Annotated in this window: 27 protein-coding genes and 1 pseudogene; 13 read left to right on the top strand and 15 right to left on the bottom strand. The window is 59.4% G+C overall.

Annotated features, from left to right (window positions below; genetic code table 11):
* The coding region (locus AC1D35_RS29390; RefSeq protein WP_477941442.1) for a DUF2934 domain-containing protein at positions 1 to 384 on the top strand (384 nt) is incomplete at its 5' end.
* Positions 385 to 505: 121 nt separating this feature from the next.
* Here AC1D35_RS29390 and AC1D35_RS29385 read toward each other — a convergent pair.
* A complete protein-coding gene (locus tag AC1D35_RS29385) occupies positions 506 to 709 on the bottom strand; it encodes a cold-shock protein (RefSeq protein WP_113310792.1) in 204 nt (67 codons plus the stop codon).
* A 251-nt stretch (positions 710 to 960) separates the two neighbouring features.
* On the opposite strand from AC1D35_RS29385, the gene AC1D35_RS29380 reads away from it, so the two are divergent.
* Positions 961 to 1,209: a hypothetical protein gene (locus AC1D35_RS29380; RefSeq protein ID WP_113297317.1), complete on the top strand. Its 249-nt coding sequence runs from the start codon at positions 961 to 963 to the stop codon at positions 1,207 to 1,209.
* Between the two features lie 241 nt (positions 1,210 to 1,450).
* Here AC1D35_RS29380 and AC1D35_RS29375 read toward each other — a convergent pair whose 3' ends face one another.
* The 3 genes from AC1D35_RS29375 to AC1D35_RS29365 form a co-directional block, all read right to left on the bottom strand.
* On the bottom strand, positions 1,451 to 1,771 hold the full coding sequence (locus AC1D35_RS29375; protein ID WP_477941440.1) for a hypothetical protein: 321 nt from the start codon (positions 1,769 to 1,771) through the stop codon (positions 1,451 to 1,453).
* Positions 1,772 to 2,137: 366 nt separating this feature from the next.
* Complete coding sequence (locus AC1D35_RS29370; protein WP_113297315.1) at positions 2,138 to 2,638, bottom strand: YciE/YciF ferroxidase family protein; 501 nt, start codon at positions 2,636 to 2,638, stop codon at positions 2,138 to 2,140.
* A 458-nt stretch (positions 2,639 to 3,096) separates the two neighbouring features.
* Entirely contained in the window at positions 3,097 to 3,825 is a 729-nt protein-coding gene (locus tag AC1D35_RS29365; protein ID WP_113510627.1) for an endonuclease/exonuclease/phosphatase family protein, read from the bottom strand.
* Between the two features lie 98 nt (positions 3,826 to 3,923).
* On the opposite strand from AC1D35_RS29365, the gene AC1D35_RS29360 reads away from it, so the two are divergent.
* Positions 3,924 to 4,895: a lysylphosphatidylglycerol synthase domain-containing protein gene (locus AC1D35_RS29360; RefSeq protein WP_113510608.1), complete on the top strand. Its 972-nt coding sequence runs from the start codon at positions 3,924 to 3,926 to the stop codon at positions 4,893 to 4,895.
* Here the strand turns inward: AC1D35_RS29360 and AC1D35_RS29355 are convergent.
* Positions 4,833 to 6,341 carry a phospholipase D-like domain-containing protein gene (locus AC1D35_RS29355; RefSeq protein WP_113510609.1) on the bottom strand — a complete coding sequence of 503 codons (1,509 nt, stop codon included), beginning with the start codon at positions 6,339 to 6,341 and terminating at the stop codon, positions 4,833 to 4,835. The genes AC1D35_RS29360 and AC1D35_RS29355 overlap by 63 nt on opposite strands.
* A 234-nt stretch (positions 6,342 to 6,575) precedes the next feature.
* Here AC1D35_RS29355 and AC1D35_RS29350 point away from each other — a divergent pair, with 234 nt between their 5' ends.
* Positions 6,576 to 6,776 (top strand): hypothetical protein, encoded by a 201-nt coding sequence (locus tag AC1D35_RS29350; RefSeq protein ID WP_113510610.1) that lies wholly within the window; start codon positions 6,576 to 6,578, stop codon positions 6,774 to 6,776.
* A 219-nt stretch (positions 6,777 to 6,995) separates the two neighbouring features.
* Here AC1D35_RS29350 and AC1D35_RS29345 read toward each other — a convergent pair whose 3' ends face one another.
* On the bottom strand, positions 6,996 to 7,664 hold the full coding sequence (locus AC1D35_RS29345; protein WP_113510611.1) for a LuxR C-terminal-related transcriptional regulator: 669 nt from the start codon (positions 7,662 to 7,664) through the stop codon (positions 6,996 to 6,998).
* A 248-nt stretch (positions 7,665 to 7,912) separates the two neighbouring features.
* On the opposite strand from AC1D35_RS29345, the gene AC1D35_RS29340 reads away from it, so the two are divergent.
* Both AC1D35_RS29340 and AC1D35_RS29335 read left to right on the top strand, forming a co-directional pair.
* Positions 7,913 to 10,753 carry a helix-turn-helix transcriptional regulator gene (locus tag AC1D35_RS29340; RefSeq protein ID WP_113510612.1) on the top strand — a complete coding sequence of 947 codons (2,841 nt, stop codon included), beginning with the start codon at positions 7,913 to 7,915 and terminating at the stop codon, positions 10,751 to 10,753.
* A 178-nt stretch (positions 10,754 to 10,931) separates the two neighbouring features.
* Entirely contained in the window at positions 10,932 to 11,609 is a 678-nt protein-coding gene (locus tag AC1D35_RS29335) for a GNAT family N-acetyltransferase (RefSeq protein ID WP_113297309.1), read from the top strand.
* Between the two features lie 218 nt (positions 11,610 to 11,827).
* Here AC1D35_RS29335 and AC1D35_RS29330 read toward each other — a convergent pair whose 3' ends face one another.
* Together AC1D35_RS29330 and AC1D35_RS29325 are read right to left on the bottom strand one after the other, a co-directional pair.
* Positions 11,828 to 13,126 carry an epoxide hydrolase family protein gene (locus AC1D35_RS29330; protein WP_113297308.1) on the bottom strand — a complete coding sequence of 433 codons (1,299 nt, stop codon included), beginning with the start codon at positions 13,124 to 13,126 and terminating at the stop codon, positions 11,828 to 11,830.
* A gap of 500 nt (positions 13,127 to 13,626) precedes the next feature.
* Entirely contained in the window at positions 13,627 to 14,295 is a 669-nt protein-coding gene (locus AC1D35_RS29325) for a VOC family protein (RefSeq protein ID WP_113297307.1), read from the bottom strand.
* 442 nt (positions 14,296 to 14,737) lie between these two features.
* Between AC1D35_RS29325 and AC1D35_RS29320 the strand changes: the two genes are divergently transcribed.
* The 3 genes from AC1D35_RS29320 to AC1D35_RS29310 are packed head-to-tail and all read left to right on the top strand — an operon-like array spanning position 14,738 to position 17,267.
* The gene (locus AC1D35_RS29320) at positions 14,738 to 15,538 is read left to right on the top strand and encodes an SDR family NAD(P)-dependent oxidoreductase (RefSeq protein ID WP_477853839.1); all 801 of its coding nucleotides are present in this window, start codon (positions 14,738 to 14,740) and stop codon (positions 15,536 to 15,538) included.
* A 56-nt stretch (positions 15,539 to 15,594) separates the two neighbouring features.
* Positions 15,595 to 16,623, top strand: a complete 1,029-nt coding sequence (locus tag AC1D35_RS29315) for a D-cysteine desulfhydrase family protein (RefSeq protein WP_477853841.1) — start codon at positions 15,595 to 15,597, stop codon at positions 16,621 to 16,623.
* Positions 16,624 to 16,673: 50 nt separating this feature from the next.
* Positions 16,674 to 17,267, top strand: coding sequence for an NADPH-dependent FMN reductase (locus AC1D35_RS29310; protein WP_113297303.1), 594 nt, complete (start codon positions 16,674 to 16,676; stop codon positions 17,265 to 17,267).
* Between the two features lie 485 nt (positions 17,268 to 17,752).
* Here the strand turns inward: AC1D35_RS29310 and AC1D35_RS29305 are convergent, their stop codons facing one another.
* The 5 genes from AC1D35_RS29305 to AC1D35_RS29285 form a co-directional block, all read right to left on the bottom strand.
* A complete protein-coding gene (locus tag AC1D35_RS29305) occupies positions 17,753 to 18,388 on the bottom strand; it encodes a cysteine hydrolase family protein (protein WP_477853843.1) in 636 nt (211 codons plus the stop codon).
* A gap of 17 nt (positions 18,389 to 18,405) precedes the next feature.
* The gene (locus tag AC1D35_RS29300; RefSeq protein WP_113297301.1) at positions 18,406 to 18,954 is read right to left on the bottom strand and encodes a hypothetical protein; all 549 of its coding nucleotides are present in this window, start codon (positions 18,952 to 18,954) and stop codon (positions 18,406 to 18,408) included.
* A gap of 143 nt (positions 18,955 to 19,097) precedes the next feature.
* The gene (locus AC1D35_RS29295) at positions 19,098 to 20,090 is read right to left on the bottom strand and encodes an enoyl-CoA hydratase/isomerase family protein (RefSeq protein WP_477853845.1); all 993 of its coding nucleotides are present in this window, start codon (positions 20,088 to 20,090) and stop codon (positions 19,098 to 19,100) included.
* Positions 20,091 to 20,128: 38 nt separating this feature from the next.
* Complete coding sequence (locus AC1D35_RS29290) at positions 20,129 to 20,599, bottom strand: RidA family protein (protein WP_477853847.1); 471 nt, start codon at positions 20,597 to 20,599, stop codon at positions 20,129 to 20,131.
* On the bottom strand, positions 20,593 to 21,318 hold the full coding sequence (locus AC1D35_RS29285; RefSeq protein WP_477853848.1) for an SDR family NAD(P)-dependent oxidoreductase: 726 nt from the start codon (positions 21,316 to 21,318) through the stop codon (positions 20,593 to 20,595). Before AC1D35_RS29285 ends, AC1D35_RS29290 begins: the two co-directional genes overlap by 7 nt.
* Positions 21,319 to 21,603: 285 nt before the next feature.
* Here AC1D35_RS29285 and AC1D35_RS29280 point away from each other — a divergent pair, with 285 nt between their 5' ends.
* The 4 genes and pseudogenes from AC1D35_RS29280 (at position 21,604) to AC1D35_RS29265 (ending at position 23,314) form a co-directional block, all read left to right on the top strand.
* Positions 21,604 to 21,795 (top strand): hypothetical protein, encoded by a 192-nt coding sequence (locus tag AC1D35_RS29280; RefSeq protein WP_477853850.1) that lies wholly within the window; start codon positions 21,604 to 21,606, stop codon positions 21,793 to 21,795.
* A gap of 18 nt (positions 21,796 to 21,813) precedes the next feature.
* Entirely contained in the window at positions 21,814 to 22,275 is a 462-nt protein-coding gene (locus AC1D35_RS29275; RefSeq protein ID WP_477853852.1) for a YybH family protein, read from the top strand.
* Between the two features lie 272 nt (positions 22,276 to 22,547).
* A pseudogene (locus tag AC1D35_RS29270) lies at positions 22,548 to 22,751 on the top strand (LysR family transcriptional regulator); the annotation flags it as partial.
* 230 nt (positions 22,752 to 22,981) lie between these two features.
* Positions 22,982 to 23,314: a hypothetical protein gene (locus AC1D35_RS29265; RefSeq protein WP_113297297.1), complete on the top strand. Its 333-nt coding sequence runs from the start codon at positions 22,982 to 22,984 to the stop codon at positions 23,312 to 23,314.
* 262 nt (positions 23,315 to 23,576) lie between these two features.
* Here AC1D35_RS29265 and AC1D35_RS29260 read toward each other — a convergent pair whose 3' ends face one another.
* Entirely contained in the window at positions 23,577 to 24,368 is a 792-nt protein-coding gene (locus AC1D35_RS29260; protein ID WP_477853854.1) for an SDR family NAD(P)-dependent oxidoreductase, read from the bottom strand.
* 600 nt (positions 24,369 to 24,968) lie between these two features.
* A partial coding sequence (locus tag AC1D35_RS29255; RefSeq protein WP_477941429.1) for a L,D-transpeptidase occupies positions 24,969 to 25,340 on the bottom strand: 372 nt, incomplete at its 5' end.

Raw genomic sequence — 25,340 nt, 5'->3', positions numbered from 1 at the left:
ACCCAGCCGATAAATACATGCACCATAGTTGCCGCCGTAACCGACCGCGCCATTTGTCTGATCCGGACAACAATCCGACATGGAGAAAAACCGATGGCATCGAGCGAAGACCGAATCAGACAGCGCGCCTACGAGATCTGGGAACAGGAAGGCCGGCCCCATGGGGAGGACATGAAGCACTGGTTGCAGGCATTTCAGGAAATCGCCGCGAGCGCCGATGCGGGCGGTCAGCCTGCCAAGAAACCTCGGTCGAAGAAAGCTGTCGCAGCGGATTTGTCTCCAAAGACAAAAGGCGCAGACAAATCCAAAAGCGGCGCCCAGAGCGTTCCGACGACAGCCCGGCCGCCGAAATCAACCAAGGTCGCGAGCGCTACAAAGCACTGAAGAGCGGGTCCTTGGCCTGAGTCGCGCCGGCGAATTCGGCCGGCTGGTGGTGTTGAGCGGGGCGCCATTCAATGGCGCCCCGCGATGCATTGGGCTTGTCGAGAAGGAGATCCCGCTCGGCTCAGAGCGATCTGACGTTCTCGGCCTTCGACTTGCCGGTCTTCCGATCCTGGCCAACGTCGAAGGACACGCTTTGTCCTTCCTTCAGCCCGTCACCATACTGCAGCGCCGAGACGTGCACGAAAACGTCGGCACCGCCGTCGTCCGGTGTGATGAAGCCGAAGCCTTTGTCGTTGTTGAAAAACTTGACCTTGCCAGTTGGCATGAGAACCCTCGTTTCTAGTGTTGAACGCGTCGGCAACCTAACGATCAGTTGCCGCGGGATCAACCCGCCCTGCGGGTCGCAGTAACGCAGGGGGCCGAATAGGCGTCGTCCGCCGACGTTAGCGGCTCATTGAGGGCTGGGTCAGGCCTGGAAAAGGGAGCCGCGTATGATCGCCTGCCCGGGCGCGTTGTCAGCGCACTCAGGCGTCGGGATGGTTACATAGATCCCGCGACAGATGTGGAGGACATTCAATGACCCTGGCAGAATTGATTGATCAGTACCGGCCGTATCTGGCCGATGAATCCGTGGCGGTCCGCCGCAGTTGGGAGGAAATGTTCACATATACGGTCCGGCATTATGCCAAGGACACGCCCATCGATACTTTCGATCTCGACGTCCTGTCAGAGCGGCTGCTTTCCGCGGGCATGCACCATCTTATCATTGCGGGCTATGTGAAGCGGTGGCGCGACCTGCTTTCCCGGACGGGCGAACCCAACTGAGGTGACGCCGGTCGGGATGGAGCAAGCGCTCGCCATCGGCACTTTTCGGTTCTTGAGTGTCGATCGGTCTCGCACGGTCGGGCGTTATACCTTCTTTGGAAAAGCGTATAACGCCCGATCAAGCATGAACCAATGGATACGCGGGGCAACATCGCTATGCCAGGCGCGCTGCCTAGGAGACGATATCGCCAAGGCGGCCTCGGCAAATCTTGAAAAAGCACCGGTCTCCCGGGCTTTTTGCCTAGAGATCCAAGCGGAAATAGACGCCGCTGCGATGAGGGCGGTAATAGCGGTCATTGTCTCGCCAGTAACGATTTTCCCGCCAGCGCCGCTCCGAGCGCCAATCCCGATCATAGCGTTGGTGACGGTGGTGACGCCAGCCATGCCGGTAATAATCGCGATGATGATGCCRGTAGTGGCGGTGCCGGACCTGAACGACGTCGCTCTTTTCGACGGCTGCAACCGGTGCTGCAGATCGCGGCACTGCCGAAGCCGGCTCCGCCGCAACGAAGGCCGAAGCGAGCGAGAGAGTGGCCGCAACGATAAAATGGGCGATTTTCATAGAGCTTCTCCATGGTAGATCATGGGTAAGCGTGGCCCCGCCGGCATGAACTCGCTCTGAAAACAGGCTTCATGTTAGGTTCATGGAAGACTACAGACGTGGAACAGGCGACGCGAGGGCTGCTGCTCTCAAACTCGGTTGTATGACGCGATTAGCCTCGTCAGAATCGGATGTCCATCTTCGGCGAATTGATGAAGCTCGCTACCTTCGCCGCGATGGAGTTTCTGGTCGAGGATCGTCGCTGTGTTGTTCTGGCGGGCATCGACGTTTTCTTGGCCATTGTCTCCATCCGTTCCGATATGTGTGAATTGCCGATTGAAGAAAGGCCGCCCTGGTGGGCGGCCTTCTCGCGGGACCTACATCGGTTCAGGCGGCTTTCTGCCCCTTGGCGTTGGCCGAGGCGAGTGCGAGCTCAGTCAGCTTCTTGTCTGTGGCCTCTTCTTCGGCAAGGTTTGCCTGAAGAAGGGCGACAGCGTCGTTGAGGCCGATCTGCTTGGCCCAGGTGATCAGCGTGCCGTAGCGAGCGATTTCATAGTGCTCGACGGCCTGCGCTGCCGAGATCAGACCGGCATCAAGGGCAGCCGTGCCCTTATACTCCTCCATGATTTCTTCGCCTTCGGCAATGATGCCCTGGATGGCCTCGCAGGTCTTGCCGCGAGCCGGTTTGCCGAGAAGTTCGAAGACCTGTTCGAGTCGTTCGATCTGGCCCTGGGTTTCGTCGCGATGCTTGAGGAAGCCGGCCCTACCTTCCTCGGACTGGGCGGCGCGAGCCATTTTTGGCAGAGCCTTCAGGATCTGTTTTTCCGCGAAATAAATGTCCTTGAGAGTGTCGAGGAACAGGTCGTTCAACGTCTTGCTAGTTGCCATGGTGGATCCTCCTGTGGCGAAGTGCTGATTGTATCGGTCTGTCCTCCGGTTTGCCGGGGTTAGACGACCTGTTCCCAATGTTTGCGCCGCATGATTGTTCCAGTCCTCAACCGTAGGGGAAGGAGTTGATCCCTGGCAGTTCCAAGACGTCCATTCGACGGTCCATTCCAAACATTAGGGGAGACAATGACCGCAAGCGCACTCAGATCACGGCTATGTTGGCGTCTGGCAGTACGGCGCGCCCGCGCCGCCACCAGCAGCAAGCTTCTATACGCTGCCGTCTGGATCAATTGGTTCTCGGGACCGTTGGTGTCGTACCACACTCCGGTGGCTGCCATGAAAGCTCTCAAATTGCATGGCAACCACGACATTCCGATGCGAGAGCGCGCCGGATTCCCATATCTGGGGCGACGGATGCCATGACGCTGAAGCCAGCAGGATGACAGCGAGGGTACGGTTCAGCCGAAGGCGATTTCCGCCAGAAGGGGGAGGTGGTCCGAGGCAATCCTTGCCAGCCTCGTCTCAAGGACTGCGGCTTTCCTTACGACTAGATCGTCGGTTACGAAGATGTGGTCGAGACGCATCAGCGGGTAGCGGGAAGGAAAGGTCGGTCTTGGCGGTGCGGCGCCGGCAAGTTGGGCATCCTTCAGCGACCGCGTCGCAAGACGATAGGTCACCGATGCCGGAAGGGCATTGAAATCGCCACACAGAATGCTCGGAACAGTCTCGTCTGCCGTACCGCGCAGCCAGCCGGAATTCAGCAGCGTGGTCATCTGCTGGATGCGCTCGCGTCCGCGAAGGCCGAGATGCGTGTTGACGACGAGCAGTTTCCTTTCACCAACCATTATCTCCACGGAAAGAGCACCGCGCGTTTCGCCGATGGACGGTAGCGGGCCGGCCTTGACCGCACCGGTCGGTAGCGCGGTGATGATTGCGTCGCCGTATTGCTCCTCCGCGACTGACAGCGCCGGATGGAAATGCGCCTGCATCTTCAGGAGTGATGCGATCATGTGCGCCTGGTCGACACCGCCTGTCCTTCGCCGCCCGACATCGACTTCCTGGAGAGCGACGATATCGGCCTCGGCCTCGGCGATGACATTGGCAATGCGGCCGGGGTCAAGCTTGCGGTCGGTACCGATGCAGCTATGCACGTTGTAGGTCAGAAGTCTGATCGGTTTATCCGGCATGGCCCGCTGAAAGGTTGCTGCTGCTAGGAACACAAAACCCGGCCATTCGTTCCCGCAGATCGAGCAGCAGCGCTCGCACCTTGCATTATGGAAGATCGATGACATTGAAAAGCATAATCTGGAATGGACTGTTTGTTGCCGCCCTTTGCCTGGCATTCTTTCTTCTCTATCGGATTTTCGAGCAGTACAGTTATGATCAGGTCGTCCAGTCGGTGCGTAGCATACCGTTTTGGAGATTGTGCCTGGCACTTCTCTGTGCAGCTGCATCCTATCTGTGCCTGAGTTGCTTCGATTTGCTGGCAATCCGTTCTCTCGGCAAGTCGTTGCCTTATCCAAAGGTCGCACTGGCTTCCTTCGTCAGCCTTTCGCTCGGGCACAATATCGGCTTTGCGGGGCTGAGCAGCGGGGCTTTCCGCTACCGCTATTACTCGCGCTGGGGACTGACAGCTGAGGATGTGGCAAAGATCATCCTCTTTTGCGGCGTCACGGTCGGGCTCGGACTGGTGACGTTGGGCGGCCTTGCAATGATCATCAATCCCGTGGATGCCGGGCGCCTTCTGCAAATCGGGACGGCAACGACCCGACTGTTCGGCTTGCTCGCCCTTGTCCTGCCGGTCGCCTATGCAGCGCTGGCATTTTTTGTGCGCGGCCAATTGCAGCTGTGGCGCTGGTCGTTTCAGCTGCCGCGGTTTTCGATCGCAGTTGGGCAGGTCGCGATCGGGACGATCAACTTCATCTTCGTTTCCGCCTGCCTGCACCAGATGCTCTCGGCCTTCGGCTCCGTCGCCTTTTTCCGCTCGGTGACGGCTTTCGTGCTCGCCAATTCGGCAATCCTTGCGACGCATGTCCCGGGCGGTCTCGGCGTGCTCGAGGCAACCGTTGCCTATGTCGTGCCGAAGGAGGCGTCGATCGGCGCGCTCATTGCGTTTCGCTGCGTCTATTTCTTCATCCCGCTAGTGCTCGGCACCACCTTGCTGTTCATCAGCGAGGTGGTCTTGCGGCGGCATTCACGCGAGGCGGGTGATGAGACGAACTCGACGGATGAGCGAGCGAAGGCCCAATCGGTGTAACGGTGCAAAGGGTCGAGCGGGGTCGAAGATAGCTGTGCCGGGAATGGGAACGGTGCTGCCGTCCGGCTTGACGGCGTATTCTCGCAGACCGCGCGGTCCGGTGTTGAAATCTGCGACCGCTGCGATCGTCGAGCCGGTGCGGGTGATGGCCCCGGCAAAACTCTCCGCGGTGGTACCGAGGAACTCTGCCAGCAGCCTGTTGCGCAGATCAGCGATCGCATGGCGGTGGTCTGTATTTCCGGCCTGGAGAAGCATGTCGCATTCTGAATCCAGCCCTTCCGAGCGGTTGTTGAGATTGGAAGAGCCAATGCGAACGAGCTCGTCATCAGCGATGATCAGTTTGGAATGGACAAGCACTTCCAGTTCACCATCGACCTTCCCTGGCACGACGGGGTAAAAAACGCGCAGACGGTTATTGCGGTCGGCCCGTTTCAGGCGCCGGATGACGCGATCGCGATTGTTGCCCATGACGATTTTTTCGATCAGCCCGTGGGAACTGCGCGTGCAGATGACGATCACTTCCGGCCCGTCTTCCTCCTGCAGGCGCGCGGCAATGGCGTCGGCAATGCGGAAGGAGGAAAGATATTGCGTCTCGATATAAAGCTGCCGCCTGGCCCTGGCGATGACGTCAAGCGTCATGGTGATGCCCTCGCCAACGCCGGACTGAAAGGCCGTCGAAGGCTCCGTCAACGCGAAGCTGACTGGGCAGTTGACCAGCGAAATGGAACGATCGTCCGGCCAGGTGAAATCAATCCCCTCGGCAAGGGACGCGTGGGTCTCACCGGTGGCTTTTTCCCACCGCCGTCTTGCAATTTCACCGATGAGCCGGGCGGCATCACCGGTGACCATGGCCTGAACGTCGTGCAGCGGATCGTAGGAAACGCCTTCGGGCGCGCGCCGTAGTTTGTCTTCTGCGCGATGGCGCCGCGTATCCCACCGCCGTGACGTCAGGTCCATTCCACCGATGAAAGAAACCGCGTCATCGACGCAGACGAGTTTTTGATGATGGCTGCCGCGTATCGCGTGCTGGATATCGAAGCGCAGATCAATCCCCGGGCTCTTCGGGAAGGTCTTCTTTCGCAATAGTTTCAGGGATTTTTCCGAATAGATCGGGCCGAACGCCCAGATGAGGATGCGTATTTTGAGCGCCGGATTTGCCGCGCTCAGTGCATGCAGCATGTCGCCCAATGTCTCGTCGGATTTGTCCGGCTCCATCAGGATATCGGGATTGAAGTCCCATCCGACGATCCAGATCGTGCGCCTGGCCATTCGTAACGTACGCGCCAGTTCGGCGAAATAAGTGTTGCCGTTGATGAGGAAGGCTGTGTACGCAGCCGTATCACCCAATGGAAAAGCTCCTGCCCTCCGTCTTTCGCCGCCGCTCGACCGTTGTTCTTTTGCTTCACGTAATCCCGGATGATTGAAGATATTTTCGGCTATGGTCATGGCTGCCTCAGGCTCTGAACTGATCACAAACGCTCAGAATTTTCCGAGGTTCCCTCGTGGGGCCGCACTCGTGCTGGATCGCGGCGGAACGGTCGATGCGAAAGCAATGTCAATACGCAGCTGCGCCAGTCCGTGGTGGGGGTATGGATGCCGAGAGATTGGCGATCACAGGAGCCGACACCAATGGAACCTTCATCGATTACTCAGGTTACTCATCATCAAAGGAGGAATGCCATGGGAACGACATCGCCGAAGGATGGTGCACCCGGTACCACTGATCAATCGCCACGTTGGGAGGGTCCGCAGGGAAATACGCCCCGCGGTTATATGCGCGCCAAGGACAATCCCGACAAAGCCAGAGACGCCAATGGAGAGAGTAGTAGCGATCCGGTCGTAAAGAAGGTGACCGACGGCTTGAAGCAGAAGGGTGATTGAAGTCGTCCTGATCGAAAGCGGGCTTGCTGAAACTGGGCGGCGGGCTGTCGTCCTGCCGCACGAGAGGTGAAGCGATCCAATCGCTGTCGGTGAGGAGTTTCGCATGGCGGCGAACTCCAGGAAACCCGAGATCGGTAGAAGGAAACTGTTGCCGACCGGTTGTGTCAGGGCTTCCAACGGACTGCAGTCTCTTCTCTCAACTCGACCGCTTTGAGGATATCACAGCGCTGATTGGAAGCTGGGACTGGATCCGCAAGCTGGTCCAAGTTTCGCGACCATGTTGACCAGATCGGGGAGAGTCCTGGCTTTCATCTTTCTCATCACCTGTCCTCGATGAGCCTTTACGGTTATTTCGCTGATATTCAGTCTATAAGCCACCTGCTTGTTCAATAGCCCCTCCGCCACAAACGTCATGACCTGTCTTTCTCGCGGGGTTAACGTGAGAAAATAAGCTTCCAGGCGGTCCGCGTCACTGACCGCACGGATTGCGGCGTTCACCTCTTCCACCAGAAAGCTTGGTTCGTCAGGTTTGGGCATGAATGTTACGCGGAATTTGCTGGTCGTGGCTGTCATCGCGGCGCGGGGCTTTGCGGTCAGAACGATGATGGGGCAATGCAGCGCATGTAGACAAATGAGGTGCGTGAGATCTGAGACCGTCAGATCGGCCATGCCAGCATCAACGACGATGCAATCGAAGCCGCCGGCCTGCGTTGCGCCTAGAAAGCTTGCCGCCGAATCATAAGTCTCAGGATGCCATCCCATTCGAGAGACATGTTCATGCAGGGCCGTGCCGATATGGGCGTCGTTGCTCAGAACTGCCACGTCCGGTTGGCTGGACGGTCTGACGTCAACTTTCAAAGGAGCGGTAAGGTGTTTGGTGACGTACATGCCATTCCCCTTCATTGATTGTGCGCTAGCTATGCCGTGGCTGGATTGTTTGATTGATGTGTCATGCTCGTTGGTGTGGGTGTTGCTGTCATGGTTTTAGACGAGCGCGCCTGATCATGCGACTTAAGTGGCGTGACAGAACCTGAAAAAAGCTGAAGTATTCTGCTACGGGTTGTTAAAGGACTGTTCCGCAATCTGTCTCTTATATGTTCTTATCGCTATGACTTCATCAGATAGAACGGATCGCTTTGGGACAGATTGAGATTGGACTTTTCGAGTACTCCGGATGGGAGTTAGATCTCGAAAAGCGAGAGCTACGTGCCATGGGGGCACCGGTCCCGCTCGGCAGCCGTGCGTTCGAAATCCTGGAGACCCTCGCCCTCTCCTCGGGCGGGATCGTAACGAAGGACGAGCTGATGAAGCGAGTCTGGCCCGGCCTTGTCGTCGAGGATAACACTCTTCAAGTACATATCTCAGCGATACGGCGGGCACTGGGAAAGGATCGCGACTTGCTCCGGACGGTGTCCGGCCGGGGGTATCGACTGCTCGGCGAATGGACGGAACCCGAGGCGCGATTCCTTGGGTCAACACCAGCGATCCGCGTGGAACCCAGCGAACGAGGGGCTTTCGTCACGAACATTCCTTCGGCCGCGTCCGAGCTCATCGGACGTCAGTCTTCGATTTCGCAGATTATAACGCTTATGTCGGCCTATCGCGTTGTAACCCTCACAGGACCGGGCGGGATCGGAAAGACGGTACTCGCATCGGAAGTCGCCCGACGTCTGCAGCCATCCATTGATGGAGATGCGTTCTTTGTAGAGCTGGTGTCGCTCCCAGATCCGAACCTCGTTCCGACAACGCTAGCCCAGACTCTCGATTTGCGCCTTCAAGGTGACGACATCTCCGCCGATCTCGTGGCACGAGCCATCGGCAACCGAAAAATGTTGCTGGTAATCGACAATTGCGAACATGTTGTCGATGCTGCTGCGGAGATGGTCGAGGCGATCCTGCGTGCCTGCCAGAACGTGTCCGTCCTTGCCACGAGCCGGGAGCTTCTTCGCATAGAAGGCGAATTCACCTACCGCGTGCCGCCGCTCGAAGTACCTGCGAAAGAAGAAAAGGTCGATGCGCTTCAACACAGTGCGGTTCAGCTATTTGTCGCTCGAACGCTGGCGCTACAGTCTGACTTTACCATGAGCAAGGACAGGGTCTCGGTTATCGCGGGTATCTGCCGTCATCTCGACGGAATTCCCCTGGCCATAGAGTTCGCCGCCGCTCGCGCGGCCACCTTGGGTCTTCAACAGATCGCTGGCCGTCTGGATGATCGATTCGTCCTCCTCACCGGCGGACGCCGAACTGCTCTGCCTCGACACCGAACGCTCCGGGCCGCTCTTGATTGGAGCTACGAGTTGTTGCCGGAAGGCGAGCGTCGCCTGCTTCGTAATCTGGCCGTCTTTCCCGCAGGTTTCACTTTAGAGGCGGCCACGGCAGCAAGCGGGGAGGACGAGGAGCAAACCGCTTCAGGGCTTTCAAATCTCGTCTCAAAATCGCTCGTGACATTTGAAGGAACAGACGCGGCTCCTCGCTGGCGTCTTCTGGAGACCGTGCGGGTCTATTCTCTCGAAAAACTTGGGGCGGGTGCTGACTATCGTCTGACGATGCAGAGAAGTGCGGAGTTCTTTCGATCGTTCTTCCAGCCATTTTCGAATGCGAATTCACTTCAGGTGGCGATCGAACGTCTCGGTCCCTATCGCCGGGAGATCGATAATCTACGCGCCGCTTTGACTTGGGCCTTATCGTCTGATGGCGATGGAAAGCTGGGAGCGAGACTGGCCGCCGTCGCCTCCGATTTTTGGACCGCGATATCGCTCGTGTCCGAATCCGGGGAATGGGCTCAAAAAGCACTGTTTCAGCTTGAAGACGAGGCGGGCAGCCGCACTGAAATGGTACTGCAATGCGCCCTCGGATTTGCACTGATCTATACCCAGGGCATGAGCAAACGGGGAAGGGACGTGCTTATTCGTGCTCTTTCACTGGCGAAAGCTTTGGGTGATGCTGATTATCAGCAACGAGTGACTTGTGCGCTTTGGCTTTTCTCCGCCCGTTCAATGGAATTGAAGGACGCGCTTGCCTATGCCCGCGAATACGAGAAGGGTTCCGATGACCGAGACGCGCAGTCGCGGGCAACAGCAGCGTGGATGATTGGGATCCCGCAGGCCTATCAAGCTGAGCACTTGGAAGCGCAAGACAGGCTTGATTGGGCCGCGAGGAATTCGCCCCTCACCAATCGCCGCAGAGATATGCTGAGGCTGGGAGCGGATATTCGGACGTCCTCCATGGCTCACAACACGGTCAATTTGATATCACTGGGTCGATTGGATGCAGCTTCGCGGACAGCGGAAGATTCAATTCTCGAAGCGCGCGCGACCAAGCAACCGTTTGTATTTTGTGTCGCTTTGGCCTGGGCGTCGGCCTTCGTATCCCTGAGCCTGGAGAACGACCTTCGAGCCCGAGAGTGGGGCGAAGAACTGATTGAACATGCATTGCAGCACGGTCTAAAACCTTTCTACGCGGTGGGCCTGTGCGTGCGTGGCAGTTTGGCTTCACGATCAGGCTCCCCCGCAGAGGGCATAGACGCCCTTCGAGCCGGGCTTCGTGAAATGCATGAGACCTCATATTTGCTGTTCTATCCCTTTTTCATGTGTGAACTCGCAACCGCGTTGCAGATGGCTGGACGTTTGGACGAGGGCCTTGGGCAAATCCAGGAGGCATTGAGGTTCTCAGCCGACAAGGGCTACCAGTGGATGGTACCGGAACTGCTGAGAAGAAAAGGCGAGATAATCGCGACGCGAGATGTCAATGAAAGATTGCCGGTGAACCTGTTTCACGAGGCGGCCCATAGAGCATCCGCTCAAGGCGGTCTTTATTGGGAGCTGACCGCGAGCATCAGTCTGGTTGAATATCTTGCCAGCCGCGGCGAACGGGCATCGACCCGAAAAATCCTCCTTCCAGTGTACGAGCGGTTCACAGAAGGTCTTTCGACCCCTCGACTTCTGCGGGCGAAGATGCTGATAGGCACGGATGCATGAAAGCTTCCTCGGACTTCGCGCTAGCCGGCCCTCCTGACACATCCGCCGCGGCCGGTCCAAGCGCCATACCTCATATGGAAGCGACCGTTCCTCCGCCAAAGTGACCTTGTCCCAGTAACGCGGGCGATTGCCTTTAAAAGACGGCTGGCCTATCCACTCTTTGACCAGAGGAGTGACGATGCGCGATCTTTCCAACTACAAGGTTGCCGCCCCAGGCTATGTGACGCTGAAGGGCCGCTATGCGTCGGTTGAACCGTTCGTTCGTGCAAGGCATCTGCAGGAGCTGTGGGATGGGCTGGGCGGCATGGGTGTCAATCCTCTGCTTCTTTATTTTGCGCAGGACGATTTTGGCGGCATCGACGATTTCGGTACATGGCTCGACGACGTCAAGAATAGCGGCTGGCTGACGCATATCTTCCGCAACAATGCGACTGGTAAAGTCGTCGGCATGGCCAGTTTCATGCGTGCCGATCCGGCCAACGGCGTCGTCGAAATCGGCGGTGTTGCGCATGGTGCTGATATGAAGCGCTCTCCAATTTCGACGGAAGTGCACTATCTGATGGCCAAGCACGTGTTCGAAGATCTAGGCTACCGCCGTTACGAGTGGAAGTGCGACAACAAAAACCAGCCGAGCAAGACGACGGCTGCGCGCTATGGCTTCAGCTTCGAAGGCGTCTTTCGCCAGCATATGATCGCCAAACGCCGCGATCGCGACACGGCCTGGTTCTCGATGATCGATGGCGAATGGCCGTTGCTCAACGATACTTTTGAGGCCTGGCTCGCGCCCGGCAATTTCGATGCGGAGGGGAAGCAGCTCCGCCGGCTAGCGGATATCCGAGCGCACCTGGGCAAATAACAGCTGCTATATACTCGGAACGCTGCTGACAGGCAGTTGCCGTTGCCACATTCTGTCTGGCGCCCGGTTCGTGATTCAATTGACCACGGCAGGTGCTGTGGATCGGCGACTTCTCGCCGGTGGTAGGGGTCGTCGACTGCTGTCCCGCCCGGTCATGCTTCCGCAAATGACTGAATAGGAGTTGAGGGCTGGCGCAGGATCACCGCGCCAGGCCTGCGTCAGATCTGATCGCGCAGCGACTTGAAGGAAGCGCGCAGCTCCGCCGTGAACAGTTCCGGCTGTTCCCAGGCAGCGAAATGGCCGCCCTTTGCCGGCCGCCCGTAGTGGATAAGCTTCGGATAGGCCTTCTCCGCCCAGCTCTGCGGTGCCTGGTAGATCTCATCCGGGAAGGCGCTGACGGCGACCGGGATCTTGATGCCGCGCGGATCGAAGAAGCCGCCGGAGGGGAAATGCGCATTGTCCCAGTAGAGGCGCGCTGACGAGATCGCCGTATTGGTCAGCCAGTAGAGCGTGACATTGTCGAGGATGTCTTCGGGCGTCAGACCCTCTTTCTCGCCATTGAAGGACCGGGCGATCATTCGGTAGCTGCGGATGTCGTGGTCGAGCATCCAGGAGGCGAGGCCGACGGGTGAATCGACGATGCCATAGAGCGTCTGCGGCCGGTTGTTCATCTCGATCGCATAGCCGAGGCCGTTCTTGTAGAAATCGTCGAGCTGCTCGTAAGCACGCTTCTCGTCAGCCGAGAGATCTGATGGAGCCGGGGCGCCTGCCGACAGCAGCTTGGCGATATCGGCGGGCACGGTAGCGGCCATATTGGTGTGGATGCCGATGAGGCCCGCGGGCTCCTGCACTGCCATCAATTCGGTCACGGCATTGCCCCAGTCGCCGCCCTGGGCGACATATTTCTGATAGCCGAGACGCTGCATCAGCACGGCCCAGGCCTTGGCGATGCGCGGCGGGTTCCAGCCTGCCTCCTTCGGCTTGCCGGAAAAGCCGTAACCCGGCAGCGAGGGGATGACGACATGGAAGGCATCGGCCTCGGTGCCGCCAAAGGCGGTCGGATCGGTCAGCGGCCTGATGATTTTCAGCTGCTCGATGATCGAGCCCGGCCAGCCATGGGTGATGATGATGGGCAGCGCGTTTTCATGCTTGGACTTCACATGGATGAAATGGATGTCCAGCCCGTCGATCTCCGTCGTGAACTGCGGGAAGGAATTGAGCCGGGCTTCGGCCTTGCGCCAGTCATGGGCGCGCCAGTATTTGGCGACCTTCTGGATGGTGTCGAGCCTGACACCCTGCGTATCGTCTGAGACCGTCTCGCGATCCGGCCAGCGGGTGGCGACGACGCGGCGATGCAGGTCCTTTAGCTGGTCCTCGGTCGCAGTGAATTTGAAGGGTTTGAGGTCAGAACTCGCGCCCGTGGCGGCGAACGCTTCCGGGATCATGCTGGCAGCGCTGGCCGAGGCCGCGACCGCAAGCAGTGTTCGACGTGTGACGGTTGGCTGTATGTAGGACATGGCATCCTCCTTGCGTGTGTGCCTTGTTTTTACGAGAAGGAAGGTCACACCAAAGAAGGGCTGCAACTATTGCACCAAGGTATGGTCGATACCTTGGTATCAAACGGCCATTCCAATGGTGCGGCGGTTCCGAAAGTTAGGTCCTTCATCGACTTTGCAGGTCCGCATCTGCGTTCGGAACTGGAACGCATAGCCGCCGAGAGCCTCACCATACCCATTAACGGATGGGTGCCGGCATCGAAGTGACGACTTTCCTGATTGGCGAATGCCTCAGCCGGGTGGAACGCTGCACGCTTCGTGGTCGGCGATTACCTGAATGTCACGTTGGATTGAACGAGGGTGAGCCGGACGCAACGCGATAGGCCGGTCCGACAGGCTAGTTCTTGCACCACTGTCTGCCGGGGAAGTCGTCTGTGGGCAAAATACCACCCCGCGTGCGGAATTGAAAGCAGTGGAGGAAACCAATCCAACGTGACGGAGCGGACGACGCTCGAAGACGTTCAAGTCGGCAGTTTCGCGCCCGCCTGCTCCTTGATCAGGTAGTCGGCGTACCAGTCGGGCCAGTTGTCATCATGCTTTCCACCTTCACGCTTCTCATGCTCGCCATGGGCGTCCGCGGCCCTTCGCAGGGCGCTCGCAAGATCGCTGGCAGAGGTGAACGCCGCCCTTTGTGCATCTATCCGACCAGGAAGTCTGGACGTGACCTCCTGGAACAGCCAGCCGTTCCCGTCGGGATCGGAAAAGGACGCGAATGAGCCATAGCTCGAACGCGAAGGATGTGGACCGGGCAGGCGCTGGTCGGCGCCCTTGTGGTGGAACACGCCGCCGGCATCGTGGAAGACGCCGCTCATTTCGGCACCGCGTGCGGCGAGCGCCGCGTGCGCCATCTCGATGTCGGAGACGATGAGATGCAGCCCTTGCGCAGAACCTGGCGCGGCGGTCGTCACGTTCGCGCCGAAGATGACGGAGCAGGGAGAGCCGGGTGGCGTGACCTGGACAACCCGGAAGCCGTCTTTCCCGGACACGTCGGCGTCGAGCCGCCAGCCGAGGCCGGTGTAGAACGACTTGGCGCGATCGACGTCGGACACGGGAATGACGATGACCTCGAGCTTCATGTCGACGTCGCCAGTACGAGTGGACTTCGGTTCGTATTGTTCATGGATGGCCATTTCGATCTTCCTCGATTGGATTTTGTCCGCGGCATTCCCGCTACGCGGCGACGATGCGCTGACCCCTGCGTGGCTGTCCATTATGCGAAGGTGTCGGACGTCACGGACCGATTGTCGACCGATCCTTAGGTATCGCCGATACCTTCGCACAATATCATCGGCGCCCTTATCGGACGATTTCTATGACGCATTCCAACCATATCGATCCAAGGGAGGGCGTCGTGTCAGCAGAGGTCGAAACCGGGGCCGCGGCGGCTGCACTTGGCATTCTCCAAAGACCYGCTTGTCCAGCGTCCGGCAGTGACGCCATCCGGCCGTTCAGGTGCGCGATCCAGCAGAAAGAACTCGACGAGCTTCGCCGCCGAGTTCTCCGAACTGCGTGCAGCTTTCAGGACGTTACGCTGACGCCTGCCCGGACACACCTCAAGCAAGGAGAAGCACGATGACGAATTTTCCAAGAGGCACTGCGCTTATCACGGGCGCGTCGTCGGGCATCGGGGCGCTCTATGCCGACAGGCTGGCGCGACGCGGTTACGACCTCATACTCGTGGCGCGAGGTCAGGACGCGCTCGCAAAGATTAGAGAGGACATCGTGCAGGCAACGGGCCGGACGGTGACCACAGTCCGTGCGGATCTCGGTGAGCGGGACGACCTTCTGAAGATCGAAGCAATCCTTCGGAGCGACCCGTCGATCACGATGCTGGTCAACAACGCCGGGGTCGGCGCCGTCGCGCCATTGCTCATGTCTGACGTGGAGGACATGGAGCGAATGATTAGGCTCAATGTGACCGCACTTACCCGACTGGTCTATGCGGTCGCGCCGTCCTTCGTCGCGCGCGAGCACGGGACAATCGTCAACATGGCCTCCGCTTTGGGCATCGCGCCCGAAATCCTCAACGGGGTCTACGGAGCGACGAAGGCCTTCGTCATCGCCCTGACCTTCTCTTTGCAGAAGGAACTGGCCGAAAAGAACATCCGGATCCAGGCAGTCCTTCCAGGCGCCGTCGACACCCCGTTCTGGGAGGCTTCCGGGGGCTCGTTGGACAGGCTACCCGACCAGATTGTCATGACGGCAGAAGACGCCGTCGATGCAGCGCTTGCCGGTCTCGACATGGGCGAGCTGATCACCCTTCCATCGATACCCGACATTGGGGACTGGAACGCCTATGAAGCTGCTCGCCAGAAGCTGATGCCCAACCTCTCACGCGATGTTCCGGCTGCGCGATATCAGACCCGGCGCTGAAATGGTGACAAGGTGGATGCCTACGTCACGAAAACGACGACTCGTATGGAGCCAAAATGCTCGATCCCGCTCTACTAAGCCAATTCCCCCGCGTGCGCCTCATTGAGGGGGCAACCCCGATCCAGCGGCTGGCCCGACTGGAGCAGGTGCTGCCTGCTCAGCAAAAAGGCGTCTCTATCTGGGCGAAGAGAGACGATCTCATGGAACTAGGAGGTGGGGGCAACAAGCTCCGAAAGCTTGAGTTTCTTCTGGGGCAGGCGACAGCGGAAGGTTGCGACACCGTGGTCGTGACCGGCGGAGTGCAGTCGAATTTCGCTCGATTGGCCGCCGCCGCCTGCGCCAGAACCGGGCTGGCATGCGAAGTCGTTCTTTCTCAGATGGTACCGCGGCATAGCGAGATCTACCGGGCCAATGGCAATGTTGTGCTGGACCGACTGTTCGGTGCGCGTGTTCATATCTTGGAAGCGGGAGACGATGCCGGTGGGTTCGTCGCCCGCCGGGCGTCTGAGATCGCCGCATCGGGGAGAAAGGCCTTCGTCGCCACGCTCGGCGGTTCGACGCCGGTGGGCGCCATGGGATACATCGACTGCGCCTTCGAGATCGCGGCGCAATCGGCTGAAATGGGYATCGCCTTCGACCAGATCGTCATTCCAAATGGCAGCGGCGGCATGCATGCCGGCCTCGTGGCTGGAGCGGTGGTGGCCGGTCGAGATCCTTCCCGGATAAGGGCGCACACTGTCCTATCGGCGGCAGACGCCTGCGTCATCGCAACAGCCGACAAGGTCAACGCGGTCCTCGAGCTTCTCTCGAAGAAAGACCGCATCAAGCCGGAAGATCTGCAAATAAGYGGCACGCAGCTTGGTGGCGGCTACGGCATTCCGACCGCCGCCATGGTCGAGGCGGTCAGGATCGTCGGCAGGTCGGAAGGTCTGCTTCTCGATCCTGTCTACGGGGGCAAGGCGTTTGCCGGTCTGCTTTGCGACATCGAAGACGGCGTTATCGCGCAGGGATCGAACGTCCTGTTCGTGATGACTGGAGGTTCCCCAGGGCTCTTTGCATACGCGGATGCCCTGAACGGCAACTGATCGCCATTTCTGAGATCATCGACATCAACTCAACAAAAGTGAGGAATATTATGGCTTTAAAACCAAAAATCGCGGTTATCATCGGCTCCACGCGGCCCACTCGTTTCGCTGACAAGCCGGCGCAGTGGATACTGAAACAGGTGCAGGCGCGCGGTGATATGGACGTCGAGGTGGTCGATCTGCGCGACCATCCCCTGCCTTTCTTCGACGAAGTGGCGTCGAACGCATATGCGCCGAGCCAGAACGCGGAAGCGGTTCGTTGGCAAAAGACGGTCGGCCGCTACGACGGCTACATCTTCGTCGTCGCGGAATACAATCGCTCGATCACCGGGGTGCTGAAGAACGCCCTCGACCAGTCCTACACGGAATGGAGCCGTAAGCCGTTCACCGCCATCGCCTACGGGAGCGCCGGCGGATCGCGCGCGCTCGAACATCTGCGCGGGATCGGCGTAGAGCTGCAGATGGTCTCGACCCATGCGGCCGTCCACATTGGCGGCAGCGATTTCTTCGCCGTATTTTCGATGGGCGGCAACAAACCGATCGAGGAGATCGAAGCGAATCTTCTGCCGTCGGCAAAGACTGCGCTCGACGAACTCGTCTGGTGGGCAAAAGCCACGATGGCCGCCAAGGCTGCCGAAATCTGATTGCTGCTGATGGATGTGCTTCGTGGAAGCGTTGATCGCCTCCGCGACGTCTTTCGTTGCCGGGGCCATAGATACTCATGCTTTTGAGCGGCTCGGGGCAAGAGGTCGATCACGGAGCGACGTGGCATGATAGCCTGCCGCTCCACCGCCGCGACGTCTCGACCCAGGTTGCGAACGCATCCGAAGACGGCCGGCGGCACATTCGAACTGCGCGGGAGATCTGAGGCGGCGGGAATGTCGTCGGCATCGACATGCAAGGCGATGGTCGCTGACGTTCCAACAATAGACGATCTTTGGTGTTGCGGACCTAACGTCTGCAGCCGGTGCGAAGCAAGGCGTTCAAACGCCTTGGCCGTTTCCAAAAGCGCAGCGGCCCCCGAGGGCAGGCCAACCCCGGCGCTCGAAAATCAATAGATCTCCGCTCGCGCAAAATCCGGCGACCTCATAAGAGCGCGCCGGATTTGGTTGACGGGTTCGAGGCGGACCTATGGCGCGTGGGTGAGGGCGATCGCTGCGATCGTCTCCTTAGCGTCGACGATAGCGCTGGCATAGCTCGGGAGATTGATCTCCAGCGCGGCATGCATCATTTCCGGCGAGTAGTCCGCAACCGCGTCCTTCACGACCGTTACATCGTAGCCAAGCTCCGCCGCGTAGCGGACTGTGGCCTCGATGCAGGTGTGTGCGACAAGCCCGATCACGATGACCCGCTGGATGCCGTGCCGCTTCAGCTGGAGATCGAGATCGGTGTTGGCGAAACCGCTGGAGCACCAGTGCTCGGAGGCGACGACCTCACCCGCCTGGGGGACGAATTCGGCGCGAAACTCACCGCCCCAGGTCCCGAATTCGAAACTCTTGCGGTGCCAGGCCGCACGCTGAATAGGGGCCACGAACTTCCAGTTTTCGTAGTCGCCCTCCCGATAGCGGTGATGCATCGCAAAGAAGACCCGTAGCTTGGCGTCCCGTGCAGCGGTCAGCACCTCCAGCATGTGCGGAACGCAATTGTTCGCCTCCGCGACCTCCTTGATCCGGGGCCAGATCTTGCCGCCCTCGGAGATGAAATCATTGTAGGGGTCGACCACGAGCAATCCCGTGTTGCTGCGGTCGAAGGACAGTTGTGTCATGGAAGTCTCCTCGACGGTCAAGCAACCTTTGTGGATGTGTTATGCAGTGCCGCGCGCTCGATGCTCGCAGCAAATAGCGGGGTCTCGCCCTTGTTGTGGGCGATGGACATCGGCTGTCGCTGCGTGCGAAAGAGTTCGAAAGGGATGCCCTGGCGGTCGAGGAAAGCCATCATTTCCTCCGTCGCGTACGATCTTACGCGGTTCGTGAATTCGCAGCGGGCAGCGTCGATCTTCTTCACGCTCAGCTCCCAGGTGACATGGATGGTCACCCGGCCGTTCGGCGTGAAGACATCGGAGTCGGAGTCTAAAATCAGATGATCTTTTTCGCCCAAAGTCTCCACGTAGTGCTGGACCATCAGGCTTCCGCCGATCGTCTCGACGTTGATCGACATCCGGGTACCGTCTGGCGCGGTCGTGAAGCCAGCGGCGATGTGTGCGGGCGAGCAGCCCTGGTATTCCTTTTCCGACAGGGTGAAGCACCATTCCGGAATGTCGACCATCTCGATAGGTGCGTTGATGATCGCCGAAAAGGAAGAGTCGACGATCTGGTTTTCGATGCTGTGCATATGACGTCTCCATGATTGATCTGGTAGCTGAAGGCGAGTTTACCGGGATTCCGAACAGTGAATGATACGGGGGCCTCTGCGCAGGCGGCTCAACGTTGGCGCCCGCGCGACCTGCCGTGTCACTGCGCGGGCACCGCTCCGACCTAGTTCTCGGCCAGGGACTGCGTGTAATGCCCAAGACGGGTTTCGATGTCAGGATCCTTCTGCAGGCCCATCTCCATTAGCCTTCCGATCTTCTTCTGGGCCACCGGGCGCTGGACAGACGTAATGAAAGCATCCCAGCCCGCCCCAATCTCAGGATTGCTCGGAAGGCTTGCGAAGTCGACCAGCCGTTTCGTGTCGGCGATTGCCTGGCGGTCGAAACCGGAGATTCGGGTTGCCAGGGCGTCGACGAACGGATCGAGCTTGTCGTCGTCGAACGACCGGTTGACGTAGCCGTACTCCTCCGCAAGATCGCCGTTGATGTCGTCGGAGCCGAGAAGCACTTCGAGGGCGCGGCCGCGTCCCATCAGCCGCGGAAGCCGCGCCATCGGGCCGCCGCCTGGGACGAGCCCTGCGCCGACCTCCCATTGCGATAGGATCGCTTTCTGACGGCTGGCAAATCGCATGTCGCTGGCAAGAGCAAGTTCGCTGCCGACCCCTGTCGCACGCCCGCGGATCAGCGCGATCGACACCACGGGCGATTTGCTGATGCGCACCAGCATATCGGGGAGGGGATGAAGCCCGGTAGGTCCCGAGGGGAGCCTGGTGGAATCGGCCAGTGGAGGCGTAAAATTGTAGTGGGTTAGGAAGAAGCCTGGAACCGCGCTGTCAAAGACGACGACCCTGAGATCGGGATCGGTTTCGATTTGCGAGACTACTTTTTCCATCTGCGGGATCGTTTCCGGTCCGAAGATGTTGAAGGGCGGGTTGTCGAAAGTGACGCGCCAATAGGCGGGCGTCCGCTTCTCGACCTTTATCTGTTGCGCCTGCTCCTGGCCGGGCTCGGCTTTGACGTCCGGCGCATGATCGACATTCTCGGCGACCTTTGTCTGACCGGAAAGGGCGAGCGCCGGAACCAGCAGCAGGGCCGCAGCGGTGAGAAACGTCGATGACAAAGCGAGGGTGCTTGTTGCGGTGGGTGGTCTGACTTTCATGACTGCCTCCATTTCGGGTTGGGAGCGAAGACTATTCGCTAGGATTCGATCTCGCAGACGAGTTCGATCTCGACGGGCATTCCAAGCGGTATGCTGGAAACGCCAAGCACGATGCGTGGTGGGAGCCTGGCGGCGCCGAATATATCGAGCAGCAGCTCCGACGCCCCGTCGGCAACCTTGGGATGCTCGTGGAAATCGGACGGGCAGGCGATGTAGACGCCGAGCTTGGCAATTGACCGGATCCTGTCCAGCGAGCCCAGATGAGACCGCGCAGCGGCAAGACCGCTCAGACAGGCGGTTCTGGCGGCCTCATAGCCCTGTGCGACCGAGAGGTCCTTGCCTACCAACCCTGTGTAGAGAGGGACGTGCCCGACCACTGGAAGCATGCCGCTCAGGAAGAGCAACGACCCGGCCCGCACCGCCTCGACGTAGGCGCCGAACGGGGTGGGCGCAGCCGGGATGACCAGAGCGAGTTCCCTTACGCGCGCTTCCGCGCTCGCGACTACCATTTGCCGAGATGTGCGCCGTTGTCGACGTGCAGCACCTCCCCGGTGATGTTGGCGGATTCCGTGAGATAGACGACGCCATCGACGATCTCCTGGACAGCGGTGATTGTGCCCATCGGCGACAGGGACTCGAGAAAGTCCCTGGGGTTTTTCGCGTGCAAGGGCGTGTCGACGACGCCCGGCGAAATTGCGTTCACGCGGATATTGTCCTTGGCGAATTCAAGCGCCAGGCTTTTGGTGATGGCGTTGAGGCCGCCCTTGGTGATCATCGGCAGGGACGCCGTCACGCCGGCGATCGGGTGGTCGGTCAGCGACGACGTGAGGGTGACTACGCTTCCGCCGGACCTCTGGCGCAGCATCTGCCTGATGGCGCGCTGCGTGAAGTGAATGAACCCCTCGACGTTCGTGGCCGACAAGCGGCGGAAGTCTTCGATGGTGTATTCGAGAAACGGTTTTGTGAAGAACACCCCGGCATTGTTGACGAGCGCGTCGATGGAACCGAATTGCTCGACCGCCGCATTCGCAACCCGCTCGGCGGTTTCGGGATCCGCGACGTCGCCGCTGATCAATTCCAGCCGGCCGGCGCGGTCGAACAGGGTCGTCTCGCTGATGTTTCGGGACGTGCCGATGACGTTCCAGCCCTTGTCCAGAAATGTCTTGACCAGGCCGGCTCCGATGCCCTGCGAAGCCCCAGTAATCACCACAGTCTTGTGCACGCTCATGCCTGCCTCCGTTCTGGCGACGCGGAAAACCTTCGCCCGCCACGTGGAGGGCGGTCGCTTGGTTTTCGAGTGATGCGTTGATCCGGCGATGAGCCGGGAGCTTGCCGGACGGTCGCGCCGTCCTTCGCTCTGCCAAGACCATCGCGCCGAAAATCGAGCCAGGATATTGTACCAAGGTGTCTCTGATACCTTCGGATCGGGTCCCTTCGTCAGCACACCAAAGTCCAATAGAATGGGCGATCGCCGGAGCTAATAGTCGCTGCACCACGAATGAATGGAGTTCACATGACCCGCTGGCCGGATCGCCGCATCATCGACCTTTTTGGAATCGAGCTTCCCATCATCCGGGCGTCTATGGCCGGAGCTGCCAAGTGCTCTGTTGAAGGTCGAAGGGCTCAGCAAGGCTTCGGGGAGGTCCGAGCCGCGACGAAGGCGCCCGTCAACCTGAACTTCTTCGCGCGTCTTGCGCTACTTTGAGTACCAGAGGAGTATTCGATGAATTGGCATCTCATGGAGATCGACGGTGACGAGATCGAGCAGGGTGACGGAACCCCCCTTGATGCGTTGATCGAATTCTACCGGGCCTTTAACGCGGGCGATCTCGCGGGGCTGGAGGCCGCTTGGCTCGGAGGTTCGGAGCCCAGCATGGACAACCCCATCGGTGGCATCCGCCGCGGGTGGGACCAGATCGCCGAAGGTTACTCGAAGCTTTTCGAAGGGCAGGCAAAAGTCCACGTGACCTTCCACGACTTCACGAGTCAGGGTGGYGACGACTGGCATCTCTTCGTCGGACGCGAACGTGGGACGTGCAGGACGGAGCGTGATACGCTCGACGTCGCCTTTCGGACGACCCGGTGGTTCGTGCGCAGGAACCGGGCCTGGCGACAGCTTCACCACCACGGGTCAGTCGAGGATCCGAAGATGCTGGCCGATTACCAGAGACTGATCTTCGGATAAGTGCCTAGCCGCTTGATGTCGGCACCCTCGACTGCTCTGGTCAAGATGGACTCCGCGAACGAGAGGAGCGACGCCGGCGCAAGCAGCTCGGTCGAACGGCGCATCGCCTCTGTCTGCAAAGCGGCGGTGCTTAACTGGAAGGTGAGGCGAGAACACCGGCCCAACGTCCTGAAGCAATGCAGAATCGTTGCCGCAACCGTGTGCGGGTTGCCAGTCAGGAACGCGCCATTCGGACCGCACAGGTGGTCGAGCTGCGGCTGTGTCGGCGGCGGGTGCTTGCTTTGGAGCATGAGCTCGTGCTGCAGATCTTCATCCGCTCGACCAGGCGGGTGGAGCTGACGCGGGCAGGGTGTCCTTCTACGAGCGAACAGTCAGAATCCCCAGCGAGGTCGATCTCTCGAGAGATCACCAGGTCGGTGGCCGGTAAGACGGAACGGAAGATTGCGATCGGCACCGTTTATCCGGCCATGATCGGAAGCGCGGCGCAGTCGTGCGGTGCCGCTTCGCGATCGATGATGCCTTCAGACACGGCTGCGACGGCCGTGCGGTCTGCCATTCCTCTACAAATGATCCGGATGCTCTCTATCATCGGACGCCCGGCACCACGGCACCCGCCCCCTACGGTCCCAACGCCGGCAACCTACTTGCTGGCGATCCTTGGCCGACAGCTGTATGYAGCTTGCGGAAAGACGAACGAAGGTCACTTATGAGAATAGAATTTCTGCTTTGGCTCGCCGGTGCAATGGCAACATTCCTGGGCGCAGCGACCGCTTCACGTACCTATATTGCGACCAACAGCATTCTCGTGCTGGTCCTRTCACTCGCGCTTTATTGTGTGGGTAATCTCATCATGGTGCGGCTGATGAGAGAGGGTGGAATGGGGCTTGCGATATCGGTTTCCGCCGTTTCTCAGCTGCTGCTCATCAACGTGATTGCATATTTTGTTTTTGACGAGCGGCTCGCTCCCTCACAGATGGTCGGCGCGGGACTGGGTTTGATCGCAATGGTGCTGTTGTTATTCCCAATTGGGCAAAGATAGCGCAACCCGACAGCTACAGTTCTTCGCAACATGGGAAGCGGCGGCATACAAGATGTCTCAGGCTCCGTCCCAGCGCACGGCCTGGTCAAGCCCACCCGGCGGGACGTCGAAGCGGCCGAAATTCTCCGCGCCGGAACGCGGGCTGATCGGCGCGCTTCAAGTTCGCAGGCCACGCAACCGCCAGGCTGCGTGGCCTGCGCGCGTCCGCTGCTTGTCCCGGTTCCCGAAACTCGTGCGCAGAGGCGGATTACCGGGGCTGTCGTCAGAGCGTGTCGATCACGCCACCGTCGACGCGAACGGAAGCCCCAGTGGTGGCAGACGCGAAAGGCGATGCCAGATAGGTTACGAGGTTTGCGATCTCCTCGACGCTCGCAGCTCGCTGAATGATCGAGCTGCCGCGATGCTGCTTGACGAACGCAGTGGCGATTTCCTCGATCGGCTTCCCGGTCTTTGCACGTTCCTCGGCGAGCATAGCCTCCACGCCCTCGGACAGCGTTGGGCCAGGCAGAACGGAATTCACCGTGACGCCCGTGCCCGCCATCCGCTTGGCAAGGCCACGGGCAACTGCAATGTCGGCCGTCTTGCTGACGCCATAGTGGATCATCTCGACAGGAATGTTGAAGCCTGACTCCGAGGCGATGAAGATAACCCGTCCCCAATTCGATTTTTGCATGCCCGGAAGATAGGCACGGGAGAGCCTGACGGCAGACATCACATTGACCTGCCAGTGGCGATCCCAAACTTCGTCGTCAGCCTCGAAGAAGTCGATCGGCTGGAAGATGCCCGCATTGTTGATCAGGATGTCCACATGCGGAACCCTCGCGACGAGAGCGCCACACCCTGCAGCGGTCGCGAGATCGGCCGCGACGGCGTCGACGCTGCCCTTGACACCTTCACCCTTCAGGCGTTCGGCGGCCTTCGCTGTTTTCTCATCGGACCGGCCATTGAGCACCACGTCCGCGCCTGCGCTTGCGAGCTGGCGGGCTATCGCGTAGCCAATGCCTTCTGTAGATCCGGTAATCAGCGCAGTCCTGCCTGTGAGATCGATCTGCATTGCGTGCTCCTGTTGGGTTGGATCTCCGAACGTATGAACTGCCGATCAATGTCGCAACACCTCGGTTACCAGACGCCGGTCGTTTAACTACTCCACGGTTTACAACATCGCCATTGTGGTTCGATTTTATTCAAGGCAGTTATCCCGCTGCCGTGCGAGCCACTTCGCTTCAGTTGTCGACTTGAGCCTCACACCACCGCTGACGCTCAAGTTCTGGGATCGACGACTTTGGGACGATCCAGGTCCTGCCGATTACCAGTGGAGATGCAGGGGGGTGGGTGTGTCGGCGACATAAGGTGCTCAAGTGAGCTGATGCCTTCCGCTCTCTGTCACCACGAGAACAGGAGTGCCGGATACGGTAATCTCTCTCACCAAGGTGTCGGCTTCCAGGCTCGCGACCAGCGGCGTCGAAAGGCGCTTATCGCCAACGATCCAACCTCTGCCAACGCGTCGCTGTCGGCGATAACTTGCAATCGCTTTCAGCGCTTCAAGCTTTGCTTTGGACAACGACTTAGGTTTGGCATCTCGCATGTACGATCCATTCTGCTGATCTTTCCTACAGAATCTGGTGATCGTGGATCGGTTCTGCCAGAAGTTCTATCAGCGATGAACAATGACCCTCGTTCCCGGCTTTACCATATCGTAAAGCTCCTCCACGTCCTGACGATACATGCGAAAGCATCCGCTTGATGCATTTGTTCCGATCGAAGACGGGTCATTGGTACCGTGAATGCGCAGCAAGCCGTCGGCCAGATAGATCGCTCGCGTTCCGAGCGGGTTGTTGGGACCGGGCCTCATTACGGCTGGAAGTTTCGGGTTCTTCTGACGCATGCTCGCGGTTGGGCGCCATTCCGGATGTTCTTTCTTCGAGACCACTCGCGTCGAACCGAACCATTGTTTGCCTTCACGACCAACGGCGATCGGGTAGACATACTGCTCTCCCCACGGTGCCGAGTAATAGAGGGTGTGCTC

This window comes from Rhizobium sp. P1_E6 (assembly GCF_056405875.1).
Note: the sequence above shows the minus strand (reverse complement) of the source record. Positions and strands in the feature narration are given on the sequence as shown.

Excerpts from the sequence above, each read along its gene's own strand:
- AC1D35_RS29385 (WP_113310792.1), bottom strand. The coding sequence starts at position 709 with ATGCCAACTGGCAAGGTCAAGTTTTTCAACAACGACAAAGGCTTCGGC.
- AC1D35_RS29380 (WP_113297317.1), top strand. The coding sequence starts at position 961 with ATGACCCTGGCAGAATTGATTGATCAGTACCGGCCGTATCTGGCCGAT.
- AC1D35_RS29370 (WP_113297315.1), bottom strand. The coding sequence starts at position 2,638 with ATGGCAACTAGCAAGACGTTGAACGACCTGTTCCTCGACACTCTCAAG.
- AC1D35_RS29365 (WP_113510627.1), bottom strand. The coding sequence starts at position 3,825 with ATGCCGGATAAACCGATCAGACTTCTGACCTACAACGTGCATAGCTGC.
- AC1D35_RS29360 (WP_113510608.1), top strand. The coding sequence starts at position 3,924 with ATGACATTGAAAAGCATAATCTGGAATGGACTGTTTGTTGCCGCCCTT.
- AC1D35_RS29355 (WP_113510609.1), bottom strand. The coding sequence starts at position 6,341 with ATGACCATAGCCGAAAATATCTTCAATCATCCGGGATTACGTGAAGCA.
- AC1D35_RS29350 (WP_113510610.1), top strand. The coding sequence starts at position 6,576 with ATGGGAACGACATCGCCGAAGGATGGTGCACCCGGTACCACTGATCAA.
- AC1D35_RS29345 (WP_113510611.1), bottom strand. The coding sequence starts at position 7,664 with ATGTACGTCACCAAACACCTTACCGCTCCTTTGAAAGTTGACGTCAGA.
- AC1D35_RS29335 (WP_113297309.1), top strand. The coding sequence starts at position 10,932 with ATGCGCGATCTTTCCAACTACAAGGTTGCCGCCCCAGGCTATGTGACG.
- AC1D35_RS29330 (WP_113297308.1), bottom strand. The coding sequence starts at position 13,126 with ATGTCCTACATACAGCCAACCGTCACACGTCGAACACTGCTTGCGGTC.
- AC1D35_RS29325 (WP_113297307.1), bottom strand. The coding sequence starts at position 14,295 with ATGGCCATCCATGAACAATACGAACCGAAGTCCACTCGTACTGGCGAC.
- AC1D35_RS29320 (WP_477853839.1), top strand. The coding sequence starts at position 14,738 with ATGACGAATTTTCCAAGAGGCACTGCGCTTATCACGGGCGCGTCGTCG.
- AC1D35_RS29310 (WP_113297303.1), top strand. The coding sequence starts at position 16,674 with ATGGCTTTAAAACCAAAAATCGCGGTTATCATCGGCTCCACGCGGCCC.
- AC1D35_RS29305 (WP_477853843.1), bottom strand. The coding sequence starts at position 18,388 with ATGACACAACTGTCCTTCGACCGCAGCAACACGGGATTGCTCGTGGTC.
- AC1D35_RS29300 (WP_113297301.1), bottom strand. The coding sequence starts at position 18,954 with ATGCACAGCATCGAAAACCAGATCGTCGACTCTTCCTTTTCGGCGATC.
- AC1D35_RS29295 (WP_477853845.1), bottom strand. The coding sequence starts at position 20,090 with ATGAAAGTCAGACCACCCACCGCAACAAGCACCCTCGCTTTGTCATCG.
- AC1D35_RS29290 (WP_477853847.1), bottom strand. The coding sequence starts at position 20,599 with ATGGTAGTCGCGAGCGCGGAAGCGCGCGTAAGGGAACTCGCTCTGGTC.
- AC1D35_RS29285 (WP_477853848.1), bottom strand. The coding sequence starts at position 21,318 with ATGAGCGTGCACAAGACTGTGGTGATTACTGGGGCTTCGCAGGGCATC.
- AC1D35_RS29280 (WP_477853850.1), top strand. The coding sequence starts at position 21,604 with ATGACCCGCTGGCCGGATCGCCGCATCATCGACCTTTTTGGAATCGAG.
- AC1D35_RS29260 (WP_477853854.1), bottom strand. The coding sequence starts at position 24,368 with ATGCAGATCGATCTCACAGGCAGGACTGCGCTGATTACCGGATCTACA.